The following is a 20,918-nucleotide window of genomic DNA, read 5'->3' as shown; positions in this document are numbered from 1 at the left end:
GGTTACCAGAGACTCTGTGTGCGCCTGGCGGGATTGTGGCCCCAGGCGCTCTTTGTTGTGTCCGGAGTTCTCCGGGCGGGGCGACCAGAAGCGACAGGCGATTCGCGCATCCCCGCGCGGAGCGCTCCTCTTCGGGCACGCAACAAGTGCGTGTCCGACGTTCCGTCAAGGAGACGAAACACATGGCTATTGGCACCGTGAAGTGGTTCAACGCTGACAAGGGCTTCGGCTTCATCACCCCGGACGGCGGCGGCGCTGACGTCTTCGCCCACTTCTCGGCGATCCAGTCCTCCGGCTACCGGAGCCTGGACGAGAACCAGCGGGTCGAGTTCGAGGTGACCCAGGGCCAGAAGGGCCCGCAGGCGGAGAACATCCGCCCGCTCTGATCTTCGGATCGGTCAGCATTACCTGTCGTGCCCTCCGGGTGTGACGGTGACGGGACCGGCCCGCCCCGCTGCCGCCTGCGTACGCAGGCGGCAGCCCGGCGGCGGGCCGGCCTGTACTCCCTTTCGGTTCGTGCTTGTGAGTCCTGGCGGCCTTTTTCCGCCGGTGACAGCGCCGACTTCGGCGCCCTCCCTCGACACGTGCCGCGTCGAGGAAGGCTTCCGCATGACCACAGTTATTCCTTCGTTCGCTCATACCGGTCTGGCGCCGGCGCTGCTCACCGCGCTGACCGCGCAGGGCATCACCGAGCCGTTCCCGATCCAGTCGGCGACGCTGCCCGACTCGCTCGCCGGCCGGGACGTGCTGGGCCGGGGTCGTACCGGCTCCGGCAAGACCCTCGCCTTCGGGCTTCCGCTGCTGTCCCGCACCGCCGGCCGTAAGGCCCGGCCGGGTCGCCCGCTGGCCCTGGTGCTGGTGCCGACCCGCGAACTGGCTCAGCAGGTCACCACCGCCCTGGCCCCGTACGCCCGCGCTGTCGGGCTGCGCTGCGCCACCGTCGTTGGCGGGCTGTCGTTGCAGCGGCAGGCGGACGCCCTGCGTGCCGGCACCGAGGTTGTCGTCGCCACCCCCGGCCGGCTGCACGACCTGATCAACCGTGGCGACGCCCGGCTCGACCAGGTCGAGATCACCGTGCTCGACGAGGCCGACCAGATGGCCGACATGGGCTTCCTGCCGCAGGTCACCAAGCTGCTGGAGCAGGTCGCACCGCAGGGGCAGCGGATGCTCTTCTCCGCGACCCTGGACGGCGGCGTGGACCGGCTGGTCCGTCGCTTCCTGAGCAACCCGGTCACCCACTCGGTGGACCCGGGCACCGCGACGGTTACCGCGATGACCCACCACGTGCTGCACGTCGACGCCGCGGACAAGCCCGACGCGCTGACCCGGATCGCCGCCCGTGAGGGCCGCACCATCCTGTTCATGGGCACCAAGCACCGCGCCGACCGGCTGGCCCGCCAACTGCTCTCCAAGGGCGTACGCGCGGCCGCGCTGCACGGCGGCAAGTCCCAGCCGCAGCGCACCCGGATCCTGGAGCAGTTCCGCAACGGTCAGGTGACCGCCCTGGTCGCCACCGACGTGGCGGCCCGTGGCATCCACGTGGACGGCCTGGACATGGTGGTCAACGTGGACCCGCCGACCGAGGCGAAGGACTACCTGCACCGGGGCGGCCGTACCGCCCGGGCCGGCGAGTCCGGTTCCGTGGTCACCCTGGTCCTGCCGGAGCAGCGTCGGGACGTGTCCCGACTGATGGCCACCGCCGGCATCCGGCCCGAGTCGGTCCAGGTGCGCCCGGGTGACGGCGCGCTGGCCCGGGTGACCGGTGCCCGCGAGCCGTCCGGCGTGCCGGTGACCATCGTCGCTCCGCCGGCGCCCGCCGCTCGGGTCCGCACCTCCGGCGGCGCGACCACCGACGGTGGCGCCCGGCCGGTGCACCGCGCGTCGGGCCGGTCCCGTCGCCCGCGCCGCCCCCGTACCGTCTGATCTTCTGCGCGTCGACCGACCCGTTCCGCTTCGGCGGGGCGGGTCGGTTCTGTCTGCGCGGTGTTCCGGGCCGCTCAGCGGGCCGTGCCGCCGGCCGCTCAGCGGGCCGTGCCGCCGGCCGGTCAGCGGGCCGTGCCGCCGGCCGCTCAGCGGGCCGTGCCGCCGGGCCGGTCGGCTGTCCCGTGCCGCCCGACCGGTCAGCCGGCGGCGCCGGGCGGCCCGCTCTGCTGAGTCGGTAATCAGCCTCCGCTGGGTCGGCTGGCCGACTGCGCCCCGGCCGGTCGTGGTCGAGGCTGACCCTCGGGGGAAGCCGGGCGGGGGGCCCGGCACGGGAGGGGTGACCATGGCGGGCGAAGCCGGCTCGGGCGCACTGCGCGAACTGATCCTGGTGGTCGCGGTCGCGCTCGCCGGGTTGTTGCTCGCCATGGTCGCGGCCTTCGCACCCTGGCATGCCACCCCGGCGGGTAATGCTCCCGCCGGTCTGGTGGAGCTGCACAGTCCTGGCGACCCGGGCCTCGGCCCGGCGACCGCACACGTGGGCTGAGCGGCGACCGGCCTACCGGTGCCGGAGGAGGGGCAGGCCCGGTCAGGATCGGTACGAGATGTGGTCGGGTCGGCGGGGCACCGACCCGACCACATCACCAACACGTCCTCCTCGGTCGCGCCCCGTGCGCTAACGCCGCCGCCCGTGCGCGAACGCCGCCGCCCGTGCGCGAACGCCGCCGCCCGTGCGCGAACGCCGCCGCCCGTGCGCGAACGCCGCCGCCCGTGCGCGAACGCCGCCGCCCGAGCGCGAACGCCGCCGCCCGAGCGCGGCGCCCCCGTTCACGATCGTGCTCGATCCAGGAAGTAGGCCCCTCGCCGCGCGGGCGAGGCCACTACATCAATGATCGAGCGCGATCATGAGAGCGGTGCGTCGGTGCTGACCGGACTCGGGGCTTGGGTGAGCAGGTCGGCCAGGGTGGTGCTGTCGACGACCGTGGCGATCGCACCGTGCACCGCCAGCCAGACGTCGGTGAGCCCGGCGGCCACTCCGTGATAGCCGGCCCGCTCGGCCGGCAGACCGCGCACCGTCGTGAGCGAGCCGCCGACCGCGCGCAGCACGTCGCCGACGGTGATCTCGTCGGCTGGGCGGGTCAGCGCGTACCCGCCGTCGGCGCCGCGATGGCTGTGCAGCAGGCCGGCCCGGCGCAGGTCGAGCAGGATCCCCTGCAGGAAGCTGAGCGGGATGTCCTGCACCTCGGCCAGGCTGGCCGCCTTCACCAACTCGCCGACCCTGTCGCCGTCGCCGCCACCAGCGGCGGCGGCGACGGCGAGCATCGCCCGGAGCGCGTAGTCGCTGCGCGCGGAGACGAACACGTCACTGACCAGCCTGGTCCAGTACGCCCCAGCGACGCCGGATCGCCTTGTCCGCCGCGCCGAACGCGGCGTCCACGACCAGGCCGACGACCAGGATGACGATCATCGTGGAGAGCAGCCAGGGCGAGTCGGACAACTCGCGGGAGTAGGTGAGCTGAGCGCCGAGTGAGGTCTGCGAGATGCCGACCACGAGCAGCTCACCGGCCATCAGGCTGCGCCAGGAGAACGCCCAGCCCTGCTTGAGGCCGGCGACGATGGCCGGCAGGGCGGCCGGTGCGATGACGTACCGGTAGAGGTTGAGACCTCGGGCGCCCAGGTTGCGGCCGGCGCGCAGCAGCAGCGGCGGCACGTAGTCCACCCCGGAGATCACGCCGTTGGCGATGGACGGTGCCGCGCCGAGCACCACCACGAAGAAGATCGCCTTCTCGCTCAGCTCGAAGAGCAGGATGGCCAGCGGGAACCAGGCGATCGACGGCATGGTCTGCAACGCGGTGATCATCGATCCGATGGCGGCGCGCAGCACCGTGGACCGGGCCACCGCGAGGCCGAGCAGCAGGCCGACGGCGACCGAGAAGACGTACCCGACGGCGGCCCGACGCAACGTGGTGGCTATGCCTTCCCAGAGCTGCGGGCCCTGGACCTGGGTCATCAGCTCGCGGCCGACCTCCAGCGGCCCCGGCAACGAGTACGGCGGCTTCCAACCCGTCCAGACCACGAACTGCCAGGCGGCGATGGTGATGGCCAGCGCGGCGAGCTTGGGCCAGGTGGCCGCCCAGATCCGGGCGCCCCGGGAGACCTCCTTGTCCCGGCCGGCGATCTCCAACGCGTCGAGCCCGGAGATCTCCGCGTCGGTACGCGCCGAACTGGTGAGGGTGTCACTGGCCATGGCGGCCCACCTCCGTACGGAGTCGCTCGGTGACCTCGGCGGCGATGGCGGCGACCTCGGGGGAGTCGATCCGACGAGGGCGCGGGATGTTCACCTCGGTGGAGTAGATGATCCGGCCGGGTCGGCTGGAGAGCAGGATGATCCGGTCGGCCAGTCGGGCCGCCTCGCGGACGTTGTGCGTCACGAAGAGGACCGAGAGTTTGCGCTCGGACCAGATCCGCTCCAGCTCGTCGTGCAGGATGTCCCGGGTCATCGCGTCCAGCGCGCCGAATGGCTCGTCCATCAGCAGCACCGGAGTGTCCAGGGCCAGCGTGCGGGCCAGCGCGACACGCTGCCGCATTCCGCCGGAGAGCTCGTGCGGGCGCTTGCGGCCGAAGTCGGCCAGGTGCACGGTCCGCAGCAGCTCGGCCACCCGCTCGCGGCGCTGGGCCCGGGGGAGCCGGCGCAGCTTGAGGGGCACCTCCACGTTGGCGTCGACGGTCAGCCACGGGAAGAGCGCCGGCTCCTGGAACATCAGGCCCGGGTTGGCGTCGCCGGCCAGGGTGATCTGCCCACCGCTGACCCGGTCCAGCCCGGCCACGAGGTTGAGCAGCGTGCTCTTGCCGCAGCCGGACGCGCCGACCAGACAGACGAACTCGCCGGGCGCGACGTCCAGCGACACACCGTCCAAAGCCAGGACGGCGTTCGCCCCGCGCCCGTACACCTTGGTCACGCCGGAGAGCGCGACCGCGGTGGTCGCGCTCTGCGGCGTCGTCGTGGTCGACGTCATGGCTGGACGACCTCGGGCTTGCCCTGCGCCTTCAGCGCGTTGTTGAGGTACTTCAGGTCGTACAGGCCCTTGAGGTCCACCGGCTCGGTCAGGTCTACGTCGACGGCGTGGTCGAGCCCGGCCTTGAGCGAGGACGAGATCGGGTCGTTGGTGAACTCCAACGTCGGCCACGCCTGCTTGATCAGCTTCAGGTCCAGCGGCTTGCCGGTGATCTTGCCGATCGCGTCGGAGATGGCCTGCTGCGCTTCCTCCGGTTTGGTGTTGACGAACTCGTTGGCGGCCACCTGGCCGTCGACCAGCTTCTGCACCACGTCCGGGTGCGCCTTGAGGAACTTGGTGCTCACCAGCAGGTTGGTGATGACGAACTTCTTGTCCGGCCACAGGTCGCGCTCGTCGACCAGCACCTTGCCGCCGGCGTTGACCAGGCGGGAGACGAACGGCTCGGGCACCCAGGCGCCGTCGATCGCGCCGCTGTTGAACGTCTCGACGGTCTGGGCGTTCTCCTGGGGCACGATCTTGACGTCACCACCACCCTCCTTGGTGGTGGTGAGGCCCTGCTGCTTGAGCCAGTAACGGATCGCCACGTCCTGGGTGTTGCCCAGCTGCGGGGTGGCGATCTTCTTGCCCTTCAGGTCCTGCACACCGGTGATGGCGGGCTTGACCACGAGCGCCACGCCGCCGGAGGCCGCGCCGGAGATGACCCGGACGGCCTCGCCCTTGGACTTGGAGAAGGCGTTCACGGTCGGGTTCGGACCGATGTAGGTGGCGTCCAGCGCGCCGGAGAAGACCGCCTCGATGGCGGCCGGGCCGGCGTTGAAGGTCTTCGGGTCCAGCTTGACGTTGGTGCCGAGCTTCTCCGCGAAGATGCCCTTCTCCACGCCGACGACCGCCGGCGCGTGGGTGATGTTGGGGAAGTAGCCGAGGCGCAGCGTCACCGGGCCGGAGCTGCCGCCCGCGCCCTCGCTGTCGTCGCCGCACGCGGCGGTGCTGCCCAGGGTCGCCGCGCCGACCACGGCGAGGGTGGCCAGGGTGACCAACCGGCGCAGGGGGAGCCGTCTCATCGTCCATCCAATCCGCAGTATTCCTACTTAGTTGGTAGGAAGAGTGGGCCAGGCTGCGTTCAGCGTCAAGGCCCATCCACATGGCGGGATGGCGCGTCTCAGTTATGTCGGTATTTCCTACCAGCTTGCTAGGGTAATCGGCATTCGGTCACCGGCAGAGAGGCGACTTCGCGATGACCTTCCACTGGTTCCTGCCCACCTCCGGCGACGGCGACCAGGTCGGTGCCGCCACCGTCACCGCGGGGGCCGCGAGGCACGACCGGGCCGCGACGGTGGCCTACCTGGCCGAGGTCGGCCGGGCCGCCGAGGCGAACGGGTTCACCGCCGTTCTCACACCGGTGGGTGCCGGCTGCCCCGACCCGTGGATCGTCTGCGCGGCGGTCGCCCAGCACACCGAGCGGCTCGGCATGCTGGTCGCGGTCCGGGCCGGTTTCGCGCTGCCCACCCTGATCGCCCAGCAGGCCGAGGCGTTCCAGGCCATCTCGGGTGACCGGCTGTCGCTCAACATCGTCACCGGGGGCGACCCCGCCGAGCAGCGGGCGTACGGCGACTTCCTCGGGCACGACGACCGCTACGCGCGCACCGGCGAGTTCGTCGAGGTGCTTCGCCGCGCCTGGGCCGGCGGGCCGTTCGACTACGCCGGAAAGCACTACCGGGTCGACGGCGGGGGCCTGGCCACCCCGCTCGCCGCGCCGCCGCCGGTCTACTTCGGCGGCGCGTCCCCGGCCGCCGAGACGGTGGCCGCCCGACAGGCCGACGTGTACCTGATGTGGGGTGAACCGCCGGCGTCGATCGCGGCCCGGGTCGCCCGGGTCCGGGCGCTTGCCGCGGAGCAGGGCCGCACCCTGCGCACGGGCCTCCGGCTGCACGTCATCGCCCGTTCGACAAGCGCCGAGGCGTGGGCGGAGGCCGACCGGCTGCTGGCCGGGATGAGCCCGGAGCGGATCGCCGCCGCCCAGGCCCGGTTCCGCCGGATGGACTCGGTGGGTCAGGCCCGGATGGCCGCGCTGAACGCCGGCCGCACCGACGGGCTCACCGTCGCACCGAACCTCTGGGCCGGCGTCGGCCTGGTCCGCGAGGGCGCCGGCACCGCGCTGGTCGGCAGCTACGCCGAGGTCGCGGCCCGGATCGACGAGTACGCCGCGCTCGGCGTCGACGAGTTCATCCTCTCCGGCTGGCCGCACCGCGAGGAGGCCGAGCGGGTCGGCGCCGAGGTGCTGCCCCTGGTGACCGCCCCGGTCGCGGCGGCTCCGGGAAGGTCGCGGGTGGCGGAGGTGTCGACGCGCTAGGGTCGACTCCGTGGCGGCGCGGAGATCCAGAATTCCAGCGACGAAGTATCCGGTCGAGCGGTTCACCCTCGACAACGGCCTGCGGGTGGTGCTCACCCCCGATCGCAGTGCGCCGGTGATCGGGGTGGCGGTGGTCTACGACGTCGGCATCCGTTCGGAGCCGGAGGGGCGCACAGGCTTCGCCCACCTCTTCGAGCACCTGATGTTCCAGGGCTCGGAGAACCTGGAGAAGCTTGCCCACTTCCGGCACGTGCAGGGCGCGGGTGGCACGTTCAACGGCTCCACCCACCTGGACTACACCGACTACTTCGAGACGCTGCCGAGCAACGCGCTGGAACGCGCGCTGTTCCTGGAGGCGGACCGGATGCGCGGCCCCCGGCTGACCGAGGAGAACCTGCGCAACCAGGTCGACGTGGTCAAGGAGGAGATCCGGGTCAACGTCCTTAACCGGCCGTACGGCGGCTTCCCCTGGTTGACCCTGCCACCGGTCATGTTCGACACCTTCCCGAACGCCCACGACGGCTACGGCTCCTTCGACGACCTGGAGTCGGCGACCGTCGCCGACGCCGCCGACTTCTTCCGCCGCTACTACGCCAGCGGCAACGCCGTGCTGGCCGTCAGCGGCGACATCGATGTGGCCGAGGCGACCGAGCTGGTCACCCGGCACTTCGGCGACGTGCCGGCCCGGCCGGCACCGAAACGACCCGACTTCACCGAGCCCGACCTGACCGCCGAGCGGCGCACCTCGTACACCGATGCCCTGGCACCGCTGCCGGCGGTGGCCGGCGCCTGGCGCGTGCCCGACCCGGTCACCGACTTCGCCGGCTACCTGCCGTACGTGGTGCTGGCCGAGGTGCTCACCGACGGCGACGCGTCGCGGCTGGTCGAGCGGCTGGTGCAGCGGGACCGCATGGTGACCACCCTCGGCGGATACCTCGGATTCATGGGCGACCCGTTCGACGTCCGCGATCCCACCGCCCTGCTGTTGCAAGCGCACCTGCCGCCCGGCGGCGATGTGGACAAGGTGCTGCGCACCATCGACGAGGAGTTGGACCGGCTGGCCACCGACGGGCTGACCGACGGTGAGTTGGCCCGCACCCAGGCCCGGATGGCGACCCACCTGCTGCGGGACACTGACGCGGTGCTCGGTCGGGCGCTGCGGATGGCCGTGCTGGAGCAGCAACGCGGCGAACCGGGCCTGCTCAACGAGTTGCCCCGGCTGGTCGGCGAGGTCACCGAGGAGCAGGTCCGGGCCGCTGCGGCCACCCTGCGCCCGGAACGTCGGGCCGCCATCGAGGTCATTGCCGGAGGTGTTCGGTGAGCGCGAGGAGTGAGCCGGTTTTGCGAGCCCCGCAGTCGCGAACGAAGGTGACACAGTGAGTATCGCTACTGCTCCGGTCGGGCCGCGTACGCTGCCGCCGCTCGGTCCGACCCGCAAGCTCAAGGTGCCCAAGCAGGCCGAGCGCACGCTGCGCAACGGGCTCACCGTGATCGCGGTACGCCGGCCCGCCGTACCCCTGGTCGAACTGCGGCTCTGGGTGCCGTTCGGCCGGGTCCACCTGGCTCGCGGCGCGATGCTCTCGCAGACCATGCTCTCCGGCACCGAGTCGATGACCAGCGTGCAGCTCGCCGCCGAGTTGCAGAAGGTGGGCGGCGGGCTCTCCGCGGGCGTCGACCCGGACCGGCTGATGCTCTCCGGCGCCGGCCTGGTCACCGGTCTGGACCGGATGCTGGAGCTGCTGGCCGAGGTGCTGACCGGCGCCAGCTACCCCGGCGACGAGGTGGCCACCGAACGGGACCGGCTGGTCGACCGGATCCAGGTGGCGCAGAGCCAACCGTCGCACCTGGCCCGGGAGGCGCTGCTCAAGCGGATCTACGGCCGGCACCCGTACGCGACCCAGACGCCGGAGCCCGGCCAGATCCGCGCCGTCCGACCGGCGGCGCTGCGCACCCTGCACTCGGAGCGGGTCCATCCGACCGGCGCGCAGCTGGTGCTGGTCGGTGACGTCCAGCCGGAGAAGGCACTGGACGCGGCCGAGCGGGCCCTCGGCGGCTGGTCGGGTGCCGGGCGTACGGCCGAACTGCCGGCGACCCCGCCCCTGGAGCCGGGGCCACTGCTGCTGGTCGACCGGCCGGGCTCGGTGCAGTCCTCACTGCGGATCGCGCTGCCGGCGGTGTCCCGCACCGACCCGGACCACGCCCCGCTGCAACTGGCTAACCTGATCTTCGGCGGCTACTTCTCCTCCCGGTGGGTGGAGAACATCCGCGAGGACAAGGGCTACACGTACGGCCCGCACTCGCTGATCGAGCACTCGGTCGCCGGGTCGGTGCTGGTGGCCGCCGCCGACGTGGCCACCGAGGTCACCGGTCCGGCGCTGCTGGAGACGACGTACGAGCTGGGTCGGTTGGCGTCGCTGCCGCCGAAGCCCGAGGAGTTGGAACAGGCCCGGCAGTACGCCCTGGGCACCCTCCAGCTCGGCATGTCCACCCAGGCCGGGCTGGCGGCCCTGACCAGCGCGTACGCGGGCAACGGTCTGCGCCTGGAATTCCTCGCGGAGTACGCGGCGCGGTTGGCGAAGGCGAGCATCGACGACGTCGCGCAGGCGGCGGCCCGGTACCTGGCCCCGGCTCGGGCGGCGATCGTGGTGCTCGGCGACGCGGAGCGGATCACCCCGGGGCTGGCCGCGCTGACCACGGTTCACACCGAGCCACGCGCGTGAGTGGGGAGGCGGCGCCGCCGTTGGCGCGGTCCACGCTGGACCGGGCCGCGCACCGGCGGGGTGACTCGCAGTGGTTGACCGAGGCGTGGTTGCGCGCCCGGGTGCTGTTGCTCGACTCGACCGACGAGGGCCGGACGCTGGCCCGCACCGAGACGTCGCCTCCGACGTTGGTGCTGTTCGGGGCGGGCGATGTGCCCGCCGGGTCCGAGTCGACGGCGATGTTCCTGGGTGTCGAGCCGGACGGGGTGCCGGTCTTCGCGGTCGACGCGCCGCTGCCGGCGATCCCGGGCACCAGGGCGGTCCACCTCCGGGAGGTGGGTCACCTGCTCGCCGACCGGGAGGCCGGCATCTTCACCACCGCGCTGGCGCTGGTCAACTGGCACACCCGACACGGTTACTCGGCGAGCACCGGCGCGCCGACCGCGATGGACGAGGCCGGTTGGTCCCGGGTGGACCGCAACGGTGGGCGGATCTGGCCGCGCACCGATCCGGCGATGATCGTGCTCGTGCACGATGGTGTGGACGGCCCGGACGGCCGCTGCCTGCTCGGCAACAACGTCAGCTGGCAGGGCACCCCGGGCGGTCGGCGCTACTCCTGCCTGGCCGGCTACGTGGAGCCGGGTGAGTCGGCGGAGGCGGCCGTGCTGCGCGAGGTCCGCGAGGAGGTGGGCATCGGGGTCGAGCGCATCGGGTACGTGGGCAGCCAGGCCTGGCCGTTCCCCGGCTCGCTGATGTTGGGCTTCCTGGCCACCGCGAACCCGACCGAGCCGGTGCGGGTCGACCCGACCGAGATCGCGTACGCCCGGTGGTTCTCCCGCCGGGAGATCGGTGCGGCGTTGGCCGGGCAGACGGTGGACGTGGGCGATGGGGCCCGACTGATCCTGCCGCCACCGTCGTCGATCGCGCTGTTCCTCATTCACCGCTGGCTGGACGGCTGGGTGGACGCCGACCGCTGAGCACGGTCCCGGCCCGTGGCCGCCGTTGCCGCGGCGGTCACGGGCCGGGAACACGGGCCGTCGTGGTCGGTGGGTGCGAGAAACGCGGCGGGGGAGCCGGTCCGACCACGACGGACGACCTGTGGAATCAGGGGCCGGTGCGGCCCGGTCTGCGTCGGAAGGCGGGCCGCGGCTCGATCAGCGGCAGGACCTTGACCCGTTGCTTGCCGGCGCGGACCGCGCCGACGGTGGCCAGGGCGCGGGCCAACAGCAGTGCGGCGTCCCGGTCCTCGGCGTGCACGATCTGCCGGCGTGGCTCGGGCGTGGTCGTCTCGTCGCGAAGTCGGTGGCCGTCCGCCCAGGCGGCGGCGATGTCCCCGTCTGCGACGGCGCGGATTTCGGTGCGAACGATCAGGAACCGCATGAGGGTCTCCGGATGAACCGCGACGGATGAGCCAGTATGGAAGTTCCACGTACTCGAGGGTCATGTTACGCCGCGTGTTCATCTCAGCAACTGAAACGCGCCTATCGGTTTCGAGCCTCGTCCGATCAGCGGATGGCTGCTCAGCGGGGTCGCCGGGTCGTAGAGCGGCGGGTGCGACGCGACGAGGCCGCCGGCGATGCGCCGACGGCCCCGTACCCGGTCACCGAATCAGTTCAGATCGAACTGGCCCTTCTTCGCTCCGGTGATGAAGCCGAGCCACCCCGCGCGGTTGAACAGCAGCACCGGGCCGCCCCGGTCCTTGCTATCGCGCAGGGCGACGGCCGACGGGCCGGTGGCGAGCGGGGCGACCTCCACACAGTTGGAGGTCTGGCTGCGTGTGCTGGTACGCCACGGGGCGTCCGCCAACGAGTGGGCGGAGACGGACGGCGTGTTGCGGATGTCGTTCATGGTTCTGCTCCTGATGTGCAGCGATCCAATGGGACGAGTGGTGCCGCACGTCCCGACGGAGGGTCCCCCGTGGATCACCGGTCCGTCAGCCGCCCCGAGTCCCGGCGGCGTTGGGTCGGCGCCGTTGCCGGCCCGAACGCCACAGTGGATGGGGGCGCCGCCTCGGTCAGCCGTCCCGTCGCCTCGATCAGCCAGGAGAGGGTGTCCGAGGCGTCAAGTGCCGCCGTGCATAGCCACTCGAACACCACTTTATAGCGATTTAGCGTGATTGACTCGGTCGACATGACGTCGGTGAAGCCACCTTCGATGGCCAATGTCTCCGGATCGAGGGGATCGGCGAACCGATAGACGGAGAAGGCGGTCGGCGGAAGGTACCAATTGCCGATCTGGGTGTCCCGGAGCAGCACGTGCAGGGTCACGTTGGGCAGCAGTGCCAGCTCACAGAGTTGGAGCAGTTGCTCGTGCAGCACCTCCGGCGGCCCGGCCCGGCGGCCGAGAGCCGCCTCCTCCAGCACTGCGGTGTAGCGGGGAGCGTGCGGCTCCCGGGTCAGCAGCGATTGGCGGGCCAGCCGCGCCTGCACCTCGGTGTCCGGCTCGTCGCCGGGCTCCGGCTCGCCCGCGCCCGCGCTCACCTGCCGGGCCGACACGATGCGGAGCTGGGCGTACCCGGGGGTCTGCAACAGGCCCGGCACCAGCACCGGGTTGTACTCGGAGATCTCCGCGCAACCCGCTTCCAACTCGGCCCAGCTGCGCTGTTGCTGCGTCATCACCGGAAAGTTCTTCAACCAGCCGCGCATGTCGCCGGCCTCGTTGGTGATGCCCAGTAGTTCGTCGTGCAGCACCTGGTCGGCGCCGTAGAGGTCGAGCAGATCGCTGACGTCCTGCGGGTCCGGTCGGCTGCGGCCGTTCTCCAAGCGGGACAGTTTGGACGCGGAGGCCCAACCGATACGCTCGATGACCTGATCGCCGGTGAGGCCCGCGGCCTCACGCAGGCGGCGCAGCTCGATGCCCAACCGGCGACGACGCAGGATCGGGCTGGGTGCGGCAGGAGGCACAGTGTCCTCTTTCCCGTCGACCGCCGCAGACGCGACGGTAACTGTATGAAATTCGCCCCCCACGGTCAGTATGGACGGCGCGACCGGTGTCGGAGGTTCCGGCGAGGGCGTGTCTTGCGAAAATCGGACCACGGGAATGCCGGCTGACGACGGACCCGCGGTCGCGGCCCGTCGACCTCGCCCATCTGGGCAGCATCCCGCCGGAGGGACCCCATGCGCACGATCCTGCGCCGACCCGACTTCCGCCTGCTCTTCGGCGGCCTGCTGGCCAGCATGACGGCCGAGTCGATCCTGCTGCTCGCACTCGCCATCTGGGTCAAGGATCTGACTGGCTCGAACGGGTTGGCCGGTGCCACCATCTTCGCGGTCATCGCGCCGATGACGCTGGCACCGCTGGTCGGCTGGGTCGTCGACCGTTACCCGCGCCGGCCGTTCTTCCTGGCCGCGAACGTGCTGACCGCGGCCCTGCTCGCCCCGTTGTTCACCGTCCGCGACGCGGGCGACGTCTGGATCGTCTATCTGGTGGCCGCCCTGTACGGACTCTCGTCCATCACGCTGGGCGCGGCGCTCAGCGGGCTCATCCGCGAGATGGTGCCGATCGAGCTGCTGGCCGAGGCGAACGGCGTGCTCCAGACCGTACGTCAGGGGATACGACTGGTCGGCCCGCTGGTGGGCGCGGCGCTCTACGCGGCGCTCGGCGGGTGGGCGCTGGCCGGAATCGGCATGGTCGGATTTCTGACCGCGGCGACGGTGGTGACCGCGCTGCCCACCCCGCAACAGGTGCCTCCAGCCGTACGGCTGCGGTGGCCGGCCGAGCTGGGCGCCGGCCTACGGCACCTGGCCGGCGAGCCGGCCCTGCGGCGGGCCCTGCTCGGCTACGGGCTCGGGTCACTGGTGATGGGCTTCAGCGAGTCGCTCATCTTCGCGTACGTCGACCAGGGGCTGAACCGGGATGCCGCGTTCGTTGGCGTGCTGGTCACCGTGCAGGGCGTGGGCGGGTTGCTCGGTGGGCTCTGCTCACCGACGCTGGTCCGTCGGCTCGGGGAGGTCGGCACACTGGCGGCCGGGGTCGCCTTCTTCTCGCCGGCCGCGCTCGCGCTCGCGTACCCTGATCTGCGGCTCGGGTTCGTGGCGGTGCTGCTGGCCGGGGTCTCGCTCCCGCTGACGATGGTGGGGCTGCACACGCTGATCCAGCGCCGCACCCCGCCCTCGCTGGTCGGCCGCGTCGCCGCCGCCACCCAGGCGGTGGTCAGCGGGCCGCAGGCGTTCTCCATCGGGGCGGGTGCCCTGCTGGTGGGGTTCCTGGACTACCGGCTGCTGTTCGCGCTGGTCGGGGTGGCCACCCTGGCCGCCGGCAGCTACCTGTGGCGGGGCCGGCACCTGAGCGCGCCGACCGGGGCCCGGCCGCCGACGTCGCCCACCCGCCCGATCCTCCCGGCGCCCCGTCGACCGGCCGAGGACACCGATCGACCCGAGCTTCCGGCACCCGCCGACCGCCGCCGCCGTGACCCCTCCGGAACACGACGAGCGGCCGCCCCGAATGAGGCGACCGCTCGTCGAAAATGAACCGGCAGATCAGGCGTTGAGCGTCTCCAGGTGTTGCTTGACCTGGGTGATCGAGGGATTCGTCAGGGCACTGCCGTCGGCGAAGCGCAGCGTCGGCACCGTCTGGTTGCCGCCGTTGACGCTCATCACGAAATCCGCGGCCTTCGGGTCCTGCTCGATGTCGACCACCTCGTAACCGATGCCCTCCCGGTCGAGCTGCGACTTCAGCCGGTGGCAGTAGCCGCACCAGGGGGTGGAATACATCGTCAGCATGGTCGGATCCTCCAACTCCTCCGGCCGCGGCTTGCGGATCAAGCCGAGGCTGTTCGCTACAACGCTGGGACGAGCTGAGATGATTCCTGGTTGTGGTGGTTCACTCAGCGTCGGAACAGGTGCTCGCCGGGCTGGACCCGGAGCAACGCTCCGCCGTGACCGCACCCGCCGGCCCGGTCTGCATCCTGGCCGGCGCCGGCACCGGCAAGACCCGGGCGATCACGTCCCGGATCGCCCACCGGGCGCTTTCCGGCGAGATCTCCCCCCGGCACGTGCTCGCGGTCACCTTCACCGCCCGCGCCGCCGCCGAGATGCGAAGCCGGCTCACCGTCCTCGGGGTGGGCGGGGTGCAGGCGCGGACATTTCACGCGGCCGCGCTGCGTCAGGTGCGGTACTTCGCGCCCCGGCTGCTGGCCGGCCGCGCCATGCCCGAACTGCTGGACAGCAAGGTACGACTGGTCACCCTCGCCGCCGCCCGGGTCGGCCTGCGTACCGACCGGGCCGCCGCCCGCGACCTGGCCGGCGAGATCGAGTGGGCGAAGTCGTCACTGGTCGAGCCCACTGACTACGTGGTGGCCGCGGCCCGAGCGCTGCGCGACACACCGCACGAGCCGGCCAAGGTGGCCGACGTGTTCACCGCGTACGAGCAGCTCAAGCGCTCGAACGGCGTGATCGACTTCGAGGACATGCTGCGGGCCGCGGTGTGGGGCATCGAGGAGCACCCGGACGTCGGCGAGCAGATCCGCACCCAGTACCGGCACTTCGTGGTCGACGAGTACCAGGACGTCAACCCGCTCCAGCAGCGGCTGCTGGAGGCCTGGTTGGCCGGCCGCGACGACCTGACCGTGGTCGGGGACGCCAGCCAGACGATCTACTCGTTCACCGGGGCGACCTCCGCGTACCTGGTCGACTTCCCCCGCCGACACCGCAACGCCACCGTGGTCCGGCTGGTCCGCGACTACCGCTCCACTCCGCAGGTGGTCGGGCTGGCCAACGCGGTGATCTCCCAGGCGCGGGGCACCGAGGCGCGCCTGCGGCTGGAGTTGAGCGGGCAGCGCCCGCCCGGCCCTGAGCCGGACCTACGGATCTTCACCGACGAGCCGGCGGAGGCGAACGCGGTGGCCGCGCGCTGCCGTTCGCTGATCGACGCGGGCACACCGGCGAAGGAGATCGCCGTGCTGTTCCGCGTCAACGCGCAGTCCGAGGCGTACGAGAAGGCGCTCACTGAGGCCGCGGTGCCGTACGTCGTGCAGGGCGCGGAGCGGTTCTTCGAACGGACCGAGGTGCGCCAGGCGATGGTCGCGCTGCGGGCCGCCACCCGCTCGATCCCGGGGGAGACACCGCTGCCGGCCGCCGTCGTCGAGGCGCTCACCGCCGTCGGCTGGGCCCCTGACGCGCCCCCGGCCGGCGGCGCGGCCCGTGAGCGGTGGGAGGCGCTGTCCGCGCTGGTCCAGCTCTCCGAGGAGTACGCGGCCACCCCCGAGGTCGTGCCGATCGGCGAGGCCGCCTCGGTGGAGCGCCCAGTCACCCTCACCGATTTCACCGAGGAGTTGGCGCGCCGGGCCGCCCAACAGCACGTGCCGACGGTGGACGGTGTGACGCTGGCGTCCCTGCACTCGGCCAAGGGGTTGGAGTGGGACGCGGTCTTCCTGGTCGGCCTCGCCGAGGGCACCCTGCCCACCACGTACGCCAAGACCGTCGAGCAGGTCGAGGAGGAGCGCCGGCTGCTCTACGTCGGGATCACCCGCGCCCGCGAGTGGCTCTGGCTGTCGTACGCCGCCGCGCGCTCGCCGGGCGGACGGGCCCGGCGGCCGTCGCGGTTCCTGCCCCAACTGGACCGCTCCGGTGGCACCGAACGGGCGACCGGCAGCGCCGGTCCGGCCCGGCGTCCCGAGCGGCGGCGAACCCAGATCGTGTCCTGCCGGATCTGCGGCGCCACCCTGCTCGCCGGCCCGGACCGCAAGCTCGGCCGCTGCCCCACCTGCCCGTCCGACATCGACGATGAGCTGCACGAACGGCTGCGCGAGTGGCGGCAGCGGGTGGCCGGTGCGCAGAAGGTCCCGGCGTACGTGGTCTTCACCGACGCGACGCTTGTCGCGTTGGCCGAGCGGCGGCCGGGCCGGTCGGAGGAACTGATCGCCATCGCCGGTATCGGCCCTCGGAAGCTGGGCCTCTACGGGGAGTCGGTGCTCGCCCTCGTGGCGGGTGCCGGGGTGGACGATGTCTGCCCGGAGAAAACTTTCGAAATCTCGTCGTAAATTCGTTTGCCCTCGCCCCGGGGCGAGGAATAGCCTCAGAACACACCACGCGAGCGGCGCCATTCCGGCTGCTCACGGGGTCGGTCCAGTCGATTCGAGGAACGTGAGGGAGGTGGCACCCGTGAAGATCTTCACCTATGAGCGTCTGACGGCGATGCCGTCTGTCCACGCTCCGCTGTCGGCTGTCCGGGTGGCCCTCGCGGCTGCACGACCGTCGGTTCCACAGGTGCACCAGGTTCAGGCCGAGCTGATCCTGACCGTCGCGCCCGCTGGAGTCGAGGGGACCAGTGGCTTCACGGGCAATGGCATCCAGGTCGCCAAGAAGCGCATGGATGTCCGCGGCGTTCCACCTCGAGGTAAACCGGTCTGACTCTCAGACTCCGGCTCACCTCGAGGCCGCGGAACCCGCTTACCGGGATCCGCGGCCTCAGTTTTTTGCCCGCCGTAAGTACGTCGGAATGCGATCCACGAGATCGAAGTGAGAGAGAGGTGACCGGGAGATGAGTCTGGCGTTGGCCCCCCTCGACATGAGCGTCGAGATGGAGGCGAACCTGCCCTGCCGGAAGTTCGACCCCGACCTGTGGTTCTCCGACTCGCCCACCGAGCTCGAGCTGGCCAAGTCGCTCTGCGGGGACTGCCCGCTGCGCGTCGAGTGCCTGGCCGGAGCCGTTGAGCGAGCGGAGCCGTGGGGCGTCTGGGGCGGCGAGATCTTCGAGCGTGGCGCGGTTGTCCCGCGTAAGCGGCCCCGTGGCCGTCCGCGTAAGGAGGACGTCGCCCGTGACGCCGAGCTTCGGGTCGAGGCCGAGGCGCGCCTGGCAGCCAGTGGGCTGTCCGAGGTGCGCGGCGCGGTCCGGCTGGCAGCCTGACATGTTCCCGACCCGTACCAACTACGCCGGTGGCACACCGGCAGTGAGTGAGAAAACGATGTTGAACGTTCCGAGTGGAGCCTTCGAGATGCAACTACTCCACGAAGCGTTGACCCGGGCTCGAATGCGCCGGCCTCAGGCCGGTCGTACCACCACGAGCACTGAGGCAACCCGATCCGCCCGTACCGTCGCCATGACCGGCCGCAACCAGGCGGCTCGCGACCTGGGCGTTCTCTAGTACCACCCCACGCAGAAGGGCGGGTGCCGACCGGCACCCGCCCTTCCCCATGTGGTCAGGCACCCGGGCCTCGACGTCGTGCGGCGACCTGGCCTCGACGTCGTCAGGCGACCGGGGCGAAGCCGGGCAGCCAGCGCTCCAGGATGCTGCGGTAGGGGGCCTTCGCCTCCAACTGGCAGAGCACCCCGATCGAACCGAGCGTCACCCGGTGGATCAGCAGGTACGACGGTGGCAGGTTGAGCCGCTTGCTCAGCTGGTACGTGGGGGAGCGGGGGCTGGCCAGTCGCCCCGCCTCGCCCCGTAGCCAGGCCCGGGTGAACCGGAAGCCGTCCGCCGCGATGGGCTCCAGCATGGGGCGGATGAAGTCGAGCACCCCCTCGGCGTCGATCTCCTCGGTCGAGCCGATAAACCCCTCCGACCGCAGCCCCGCCACGACCTCGTCGGCGTCGCCGCGCAGGGCCATGGCGGCGATACGGCCGATCGGCTCCGGGGTGCCCTCCGGCATCCGGGCCACCGCACCGAAGTCGATCACCCCGAGCCGGCCGTCGGGCAGCAGCCGGAAGTTTCCCGGGTGCGGGTCGGCGTGCAGCAGCCCGGCCCGCTGCGGCGCGGAGAGGTGCAGGGTGGCCATCAACCGGCCCGCCTCGTCCCGCTCCTCCTCGGTGCCCTCGCGGATGATGTCGGCCAGCGGGGTGCCCGTCACCCATTCGGTGACCAGTACCCGGGGCGAGGCGTTGACCACCTCCGGGATGTAGATCTCGGGGTCGTCGGCGTACGCGGCCGCGAAGGTGCGCTGCGACTCGGCCTCCAACTCGTAGTCCAACTCCTCGGTGATCCGTTCGCGCAGCTCGGCCAGGAGCGGCTTGACGTCCAGGCCGGGTTGGATGGCCCGGAACATTCCGCCCAGTCGGGAGAGCTGCTTGAGGTCGGCGAGCAGGGCGTCGCCGGCCCCCGGATACTGGATCTTGACCGCCACGTCGCGGCTGTGCGGAGCGCCCGACTCGTCGAAGCCTGGCTCGCGCCAGCGCGCCCGGTGCACCTGGCCGATGCTCGCGGCGGCGGCCGGGACGTCGTTGAACTCGACGAACAGGTCCCGCCAGTCGGGGCCGAGCTGCTCGGCCAGCACCTTGTGCACGCTGGCGACCGGCAGCGGTGGCGCCGCCTCCTGCAGCTTCGTCAGCGCCTGCCGGTAGGGCGCGGCGATCTCCTCCGGCAACGCCGCCTCGAAGACCGACAGCGCTTGGCCGAACTTCATCGCCCCGCCCTTGAGCTGGCCCAACACGCTGAACAGCTGCTCGGCGGTGCGCTGCTGAATCTCCGCGGAGATCACGTCGGAGGCCAGCCCGGTGACGCGCTTACCCATCCCGAGAACGGTCCGGCCGGCGAAGCCGAGCGGCAGGGCGGCGAGCTTGGCGGTGCGGGACACGGCGCGGCGCGGGATGTCGGTCACCCGGTCATTGTTACCGACCGGAGGGCCCCGCTGCTGCTCTGCGGCCGGGCTGGTGCGGACACTCGGCCTCGCGAGCACCCACACGCCGGGTGTGGCGGCCATCCCCGACGACGGAAACGGCCGGCACCGGTGATCTCCATGGCGCTGCCCAGCGTCTCCGGCTGACCGCCGTCCAGCTGCGTCAGCGCCTCGGCCAGCGCGTACCCGCAGGCGACGAGCAGCGTACCGGTCGTTCCGGCGGCCACCGGGTCGGCGGCGGCGAGCTGCGCGGCGAGCCGCGGCCAGTCCGGGTCGCGGTCGGCCCGGTGCAGCTCGACGCAGTGCAGGCAGGGCCCGGCGGGTGGACGGACCAACGGCCCGATCACCGGTACGCCCTCGCGGAGCGTGACCAGCAGGTGCGGCTGCCGACGCTGGGCGAGACCGGCGGCGAGCAGCGCGGGAGGCCGGTCCGTGCCGAGCTGGATCACCAGGTCGATCTGCCCGGTGCGGCTCGGGTGGGTGCCGGTGCCCGGTGCGACGCGGTCGACCGCGGCCCGCACCGCCGGTGCCAGCGGGCGACCCAGTTCGGTGGCGGGGATGCCCGTGCCGATCAGGTCGACGGGGCGTACCGGGCCGGTGAGCTGCGGCACCACCTGCCCCACGCCGGACTGGGCCAACGCCACCGTCAGCGGCGCGCCGAGCGCCCCGGCGCCGGTGAGCAGGACTCGGGCCGCCCGCCGCCGGCGCAGGACCTGCGCGGGCGTGCCGGGCAGTCGGGCGGCGGCCAGGGCCAGCGCGCCGGCCTCCGCCGCGAGCCGGGCACGGACCGGGCCGGTCAGGTCGCGGGGCAGCAGGCTGTGCGCGGGCACCAACAGGCCGGCGGTCCGCAGGGTGTCGAGCAGGGTACGCGCGTCCTCGGCGCTGACCTGGGCGGTCGCCGCGTGGGCCAGCACGACGCGCTCGCTGCGGGTGCCGTCGAGTAGGTCGAGCAGGTGGGCGGCGCGCGGGTTGGCCAATTCCAGCAGGACAGCCGGCCCGGGGCCGACGCCGAGCTGGAGGGTGTGCCGGTCCCGCCAGAGCCGGTTGAGGCCGGGCAGCAGGGTCGGGCGGGGCAGTACGGTGCGGCTCATGGTCACGAATCGTGACCGCGTCTTCGCGTTAAGTCGATCGTTGTCCACAGGTGGTCACGCCGCTGTCCAGCGCTATCCACAGGGTTTGACGGGTTTTCCACAGCCCGCCGTCAGTGGTGTCGGTCACCCGACAGGGGTACCGACGGCGGCAACGGGGGTGGGGGGGGGGGGGGGGCCCCCCCCCCCCCCCCCCCCCAAGGCGCCGGCGGGGGCGGCGGCCGGGGGGGCGCGGGGGGGTGTTGGTACTTTAGCCGCGCGGGCCCGGGGCGGGGGGGTTTAGGGGGGAGGGG

The 20,918-nt window shown here is 72.0% G+C and carries 21 protein-coding genes; 11 read left to right on the top strand and 10 right to left on the bottom strand.

Going from position 1 to position 20,918, the window contains the following annotated elements; translation table 11 throughout:
- Positions 1 to 182: 182 nt before the first annotated feature.
- The 3 genes from ACIBD9_RS13125 to ACIBD9_RS13115 all read left to right on the top strand — a co-directional run bounded on the left by ACIBD9_RS13125 (position 183) and on the right by ACIBD9_RS13115 (position 2,467).
- Positions 183 to 386, top strand: coding sequence for a cold-shock protein (locus ACIBD9_RS13125; protein WP_007464836.1), 204 nt, complete (start codon positions 183 to 185; stop codon positions 384 to 386).
- A gap of 223 nt (positions 387 to 609) precedes the next feature.
- A complete protein-coding gene (locus ACIBD9_RS13120) occupies positions 610 to 1,923 on the top strand; it encodes a DEAD/DEAH box helicase (protein WP_396717227.1) in 1,314 nt (437 codons plus the stop codon).
- 343 nt (positions 1,924 to 2,266) lie between these two features.
- Positions 2,267 to 2,467, top strand: coding sequence for a hypothetical protein (locus tag ACIBD9_RS13115; protein ID WP_091406170.1), 201 nt, complete (start codon positions 2,267 to 2,269; stop codon positions 2,465 to 2,467).
- Between the two features lie 356 nt (positions 2,468 to 2,823).
- Here the strand turns inward: ACIBD9_RS13115 and ACIBD9_RS13110 are convergent, their stop codons facing one another.
- Genes ACIBD9_RS13110 through ACIBD9_RS13095 form a run of 4 tightly spaced genes read right to left on the bottom strand, consistent with a single transcriptional unit; the run spans position 2,824 to position 5,998 of the window.
- Entirely contained in the window at positions 2,824 to 3,282 is a 459-nt protein-coding gene (locus ACIBD9_RS13110) for an RrF2 family transcriptional regulator (RefSeq protein ID WP_396717225.1), read from the bottom strand.
- A gap of 1 nt (position 3,283) precedes the next feature.
- A complete protein-coding gene (locus ACIBD9_RS13105; protein WP_396717223.1) occupies positions 3,284 to 4,168 on the bottom strand; it encodes an ABC transporter permease in 885 nt (294 codons plus the stop codon).
- Complete coding sequence (locus ACIBD9_RS13100) at positions 4,158 to 4,937, bottom strand: ABC transporter ATP-binding protein (protein WP_030490447.1); 780 nt, start codon at positions 4,935 to 4,937, stop codon at positions 4,158 to 4,160. The genes ACIBD9_RS13105 and ACIBD9_RS13100 overlap by 11 nt, the downstream gene beginning before the upstream one ends.
- Complete coding sequence (locus tag ACIBD9_RS13095; protein ID WP_387168990.1) at positions 4,934 to 5,998, bottom strand: ABC transporter substrate-binding protein; 1,065 nt, start codon at positions 5,996 to 5,998, stop codon at positions 4,934 to 4,936. Before ACIBD9_RS13095 ends, ACIBD9_RS13100 begins: the two co-directional genes overlap by 4 nt.
- Positions 5,999 to 6,171: 173 nt before the next feature.
- Here ACIBD9_RS13095 and ACIBD9_RS13090 point away from each other — a divergent pair, with 173 nt between their 5' ends.
- The 4 genes from ACIBD9_RS13090 to nudC are packed head-to-tail and all read left to right on the top strand — an operon-like array spanning position 6,172 to position 10,963.
- Positions 6,172 to 7,287 (top strand): LLM class flavin-dependent oxidoreductase, encoded by a 1,116-nt coding sequence (locus ACIBD9_RS13090; protein ID WP_396717220.1) that lies wholly within the window; start codon positions 6,172 to 6,174, stop codon positions 7,285 to 7,287.
- Between the two features lie 10 nt (positions 7,288 to 7,297).
- Entirely contained in the window at positions 7,298 to 8,608 is a 1,311-nt protein-coding gene (locus ACIBD9_RS13085) for a M16 family metallopeptidase (RefSeq protein ID WP_396717218.1), read from the top strand.
- A gap of 55 nt (positions 8,609 to 8,663) precedes the next feature.
- Complete coding sequence (locus ACIBD9_RS13080) at positions 8,664 to 10,007, top strand: M16 family metallopeptidase (protein ID WP_396717216.1); 1,344 nt, start codon at positions 8,664 to 8,666, stop codon at positions 10,005 to 10,007.
- Positions 10,004 to 10,963 carry an NAD(+) diphosphatase gene (gene nudC, locus ACIBD9_RS13075; protein ID WP_396717214.1) on the top strand — a complete coding sequence of 320 codons (960 nt, stop codon included), beginning with the start codon at positions 10,004 to 10,006 and terminating at the stop codon, positions 10,961 to 10,963. The genes ACIBD9_RS13080 and nudC overlap by 4 nt, the downstream gene beginning before the upstream one ends.
- Before the next feature lie 127 nt (positions 10,964 to 11,090).
- Here the strand turns inward: nudC and ACIBD9_RS13070 are convergent, their stop codons facing one another.
- The 3 genes from ACIBD9_RS13070 to ACIBD9_RS13060 form a co-directional block, all read right to left on the bottom strand.
- On the bottom strand, positions 11,091 to 11,366 hold the full coding sequence (locus tag ACIBD9_RS13070) for a hypothetical protein (protein ID WP_396717212.1): 276 nt from the start codon (positions 11,364 to 11,366) through the stop codon (positions 11,091 to 11,093).
- A 228-nt stretch (positions 11,367 to 11,594) separates the two neighbouring features.
- On the bottom strand, positions 11,595 to 11,834 hold the full coding sequence (locus ACIBD9_RS13065; RefSeq protein ID WP_030337575.1) for a DUF397 domain-containing protein: 240 nt from the start codon (positions 11,832 to 11,834) through the stop codon (positions 11,595 to 11,597).
- Positions 11,835 to 11,908: 74 nt separating this feature from the next.
- On the bottom strand, positions 11,909 to 12,889 hold the full coding sequence (locus ACIBD9_RS13060) for a helix-turn-helix domain-containing protein (protein ID WP_396717210.1): 981 nt from the start codon (positions 12,887 to 12,889) through the stop codon (positions 11,909 to 11,911).
- 213 nt (positions 12,890 to 13,102) lie between these two features.
- On the opposite strand from ACIBD9_RS13060, the gene ACIBD9_RS13055 reads away from it, so the two are divergent.
- Positions 13,103 to 14,455 carry an MFS transporter gene (locus ACIBD9_RS13055; protein WP_396717208.1) on the top strand — a complete coding sequence of 451 codons (1,353 nt, stop codon included), beginning with the start codon at positions 13,103 to 13,105 and terminating at the stop codon, positions 14,453 to 14,455.
- A 9-nt stretch (positions 14,456 to 14,464) separates the two neighbouring features.
- Here the strand turns inward: ACIBD9_RS13055 and ACIBD9_RS13050 are convergent, their stop codons facing one another.
- A complete protein-coding gene (locus tag ACIBD9_RS13050) occupies positions 14,465 to 14,707 on the bottom strand; it encodes a mycoredoxin (RefSeq protein WP_112681335.1) in 243 nt (80 codons plus the stop codon).
- Between the two features lie 92 nt (positions 14,708 to 14,799).
- Here ACIBD9_RS13050 and ACIBD9_RS13045 point away from each other — a divergent pair, with 92 nt between their 5' ends.
- The 3 genes from ACIBD9_RS13045 to ACIBD9_RS13035 all read left to right on the top strand — a co-directional run bounded on the left by ACIBD9_RS13045 (position 14,800) and on the right by ACIBD9_RS13035 (position 17,831).
- Complete coding sequence (locus ACIBD9_RS13045) at positions 14,800 to 16,965, top strand: ATP-dependent DNA helicase UvrD2 (RefSeq protein WP_396717205.1); 2,166 nt, start codon at positions 14,800 to 14,802, stop codon at positions 16,963 to 16,965.
- 154 nt (positions 16,966 to 17,119) lie between these two features.
- On the top strand, positions 17,120 to 17,335 hold the full coding sequence (locus ACIBD9_RS13040; protein WP_387169522.1) for a hypothetical protein: 216 nt from the start codon (positions 17,120 to 17,122) through the stop codon (positions 17,333 to 17,335).
- 130 nt (positions 17,336 to 17,465) lie between these two features.
- A complete protein-coding gene (locus tag ACIBD9_RS13035; protein ID WP_030490434.1) occupies positions 17,466 to 17,831 on the top strand; it encodes a WhiB family transcriptional regulator in 366 nt (121 codons plus the stop codon).
- Between the two features lie 341 nt (positions 17,832 to 18,172).
- Here ACIBD9_RS13035 and ACIBD9_RS13030 read toward each other — a convergent pair whose 3' ends face one another.
- Both ACIBD9_RS13030 and ACIBD9_RS13025 read right to left on the bottom strand, forming a co-directional pair.
- Complete coding sequence (locus ACIBD9_RS13030) at positions 18,173 to 19,519, bottom strand: ABC1 kinase family protein (RefSeq protein WP_396717203.1); 1,347 nt, start codon at positions 19,517 to 19,519, stop codon at positions 18,173 to 18,175.
- A complete protein-coding gene (locus ACIBD9_RS13025; protein WP_396717201.1) occupies positions 19,516 to 20,628 on the bottom strand; it encodes a TOMM precursor leader peptide-binding protein in 1,113 nt (370 codons plus the stop codon). Before ACIBD9_RS13025 ends, ACIBD9_RS13030 begins: the two co-directional genes overlap by 4 nt.
- Positions 20,629 to 20,918 lie beyond the last annotated feature (290 nt).

It is taken from the genome of Micromonospora sp. NPDC050784 (assembly GCF_044456765.1).
Taxonomy (GTDB): Bacteria; Actinomycetota; Actinomycetes; order Mycobacteriales; family Micromonosporaceae; genus Micromonospora; species Micromonospora foliorum.
This window is presented reverse-complemented; position numbering and strand designations above follow the sequence as displayed.

Excerpts from the sequence above, each read along its gene's own strand:
- ACIBD9_RS13105 (WP_396717223.1), bottom strand. The coding sequence starts at position 4,168 with ATGGCCAGTGACACCCTCACCAGTTCGGCGCGTACCGACGCGGAGATC.
- ACIBD9_RS13025 (WP_396717201.1), bottom strand. The coding sequence starts at position 20,628 with ATGAGCCGCACCGTACTGCCCCGCCCGACCCTGCTGCCCGGCCTCAAC.
- ACIBD9_RS13055 (WP_396717208.1), top strand. The coding sequence starts at position 13,103 with ATGCGCACGATCCTGCGCCGACCCGACTTCCGCCTGCTCTTCGGCGGC.
- ACIBD9_RS13035 (WP_030490434.1), top strand. The coding sequence starts at position 17,466 with ATGAGTCTGGCGTTGGCCCCCCTCGACATGAGCGTCGAGATGGAGGCG.
- ACIBD9_RS13120 (WP_396717227.1), top strand. The coding sequence starts at position 610 with ATGACCACAGTTATTCCTTCGTTCGCTCATACCGGTCTGGCGCCGGCG.
- ACIBD9_RS13125 (WP_007464836.1), top strand. The coding sequence starts at position 183 with ATGGCTATTGGCACCGTGAAGTGGTTCAACGCTGACAAGGGCTTCGGC.
- ACIBD9_RS13040 (WP_387169522.1), top strand. The coding sequence starts at position 17,120 with ATGCCGTCTGTCCACGCTCCGCTGTCGGCTGTCCGGGTGGCCCTCGCG.
- ACIBD9_RS13100 (WP_030490447.1), bottom strand. The coding sequence starts at position 4,937 with ATGACGTCGACCACGACGACGCCGCAGAGCGCGACCACCGCGGTCGCG.
- ACIBD9_RS13070 (WP_396717212.1), bottom strand. The coding sequence starts at position 11,366 with ATGCGGTTCCTGATCGTTCGCACCGAAATCCGCGCCGTCGCAGACGGG.
- ACIBD9_RS13050 (WP_112681335.1), bottom strand. The coding sequence starts at position 14,707 with ATGCTGACGATGTATTCCACCCCCTGGTGCGGCTACTGCCACCGGCTG.
- ACIBD9_RS13115 (WP_091406170.1), top strand. The coding sequence starts at position 2,267 with ATGGCGGGCGAAGCCGGCTCGGGCGCACTGCGCGAACTGATCCTGGTG.
- ACIBD9_RS13090 (WP_396717220.1), top strand. The coding sequence starts at position 6,172 with ATGACCTTCCACTGGTTCCTGCCCACCTCCGGCGACGGCGACCAGGTC.
- ACIBD9_RS13065 (WP_030337575.1), bottom strand. The coding sequence starts at position 11,834 with ATGAACGACATCCGCAACACGCCGTCCGTCTCCGCCCACTCGTTGGCG.
- ACIBD9_RS13095 (WP_387168990.1), bottom strand. The coding sequence starts at position 5,998 with ATGAGACGGCTCCCCCTGCGCCGGTTGGTCACCCTGGCCACCCTCGCC.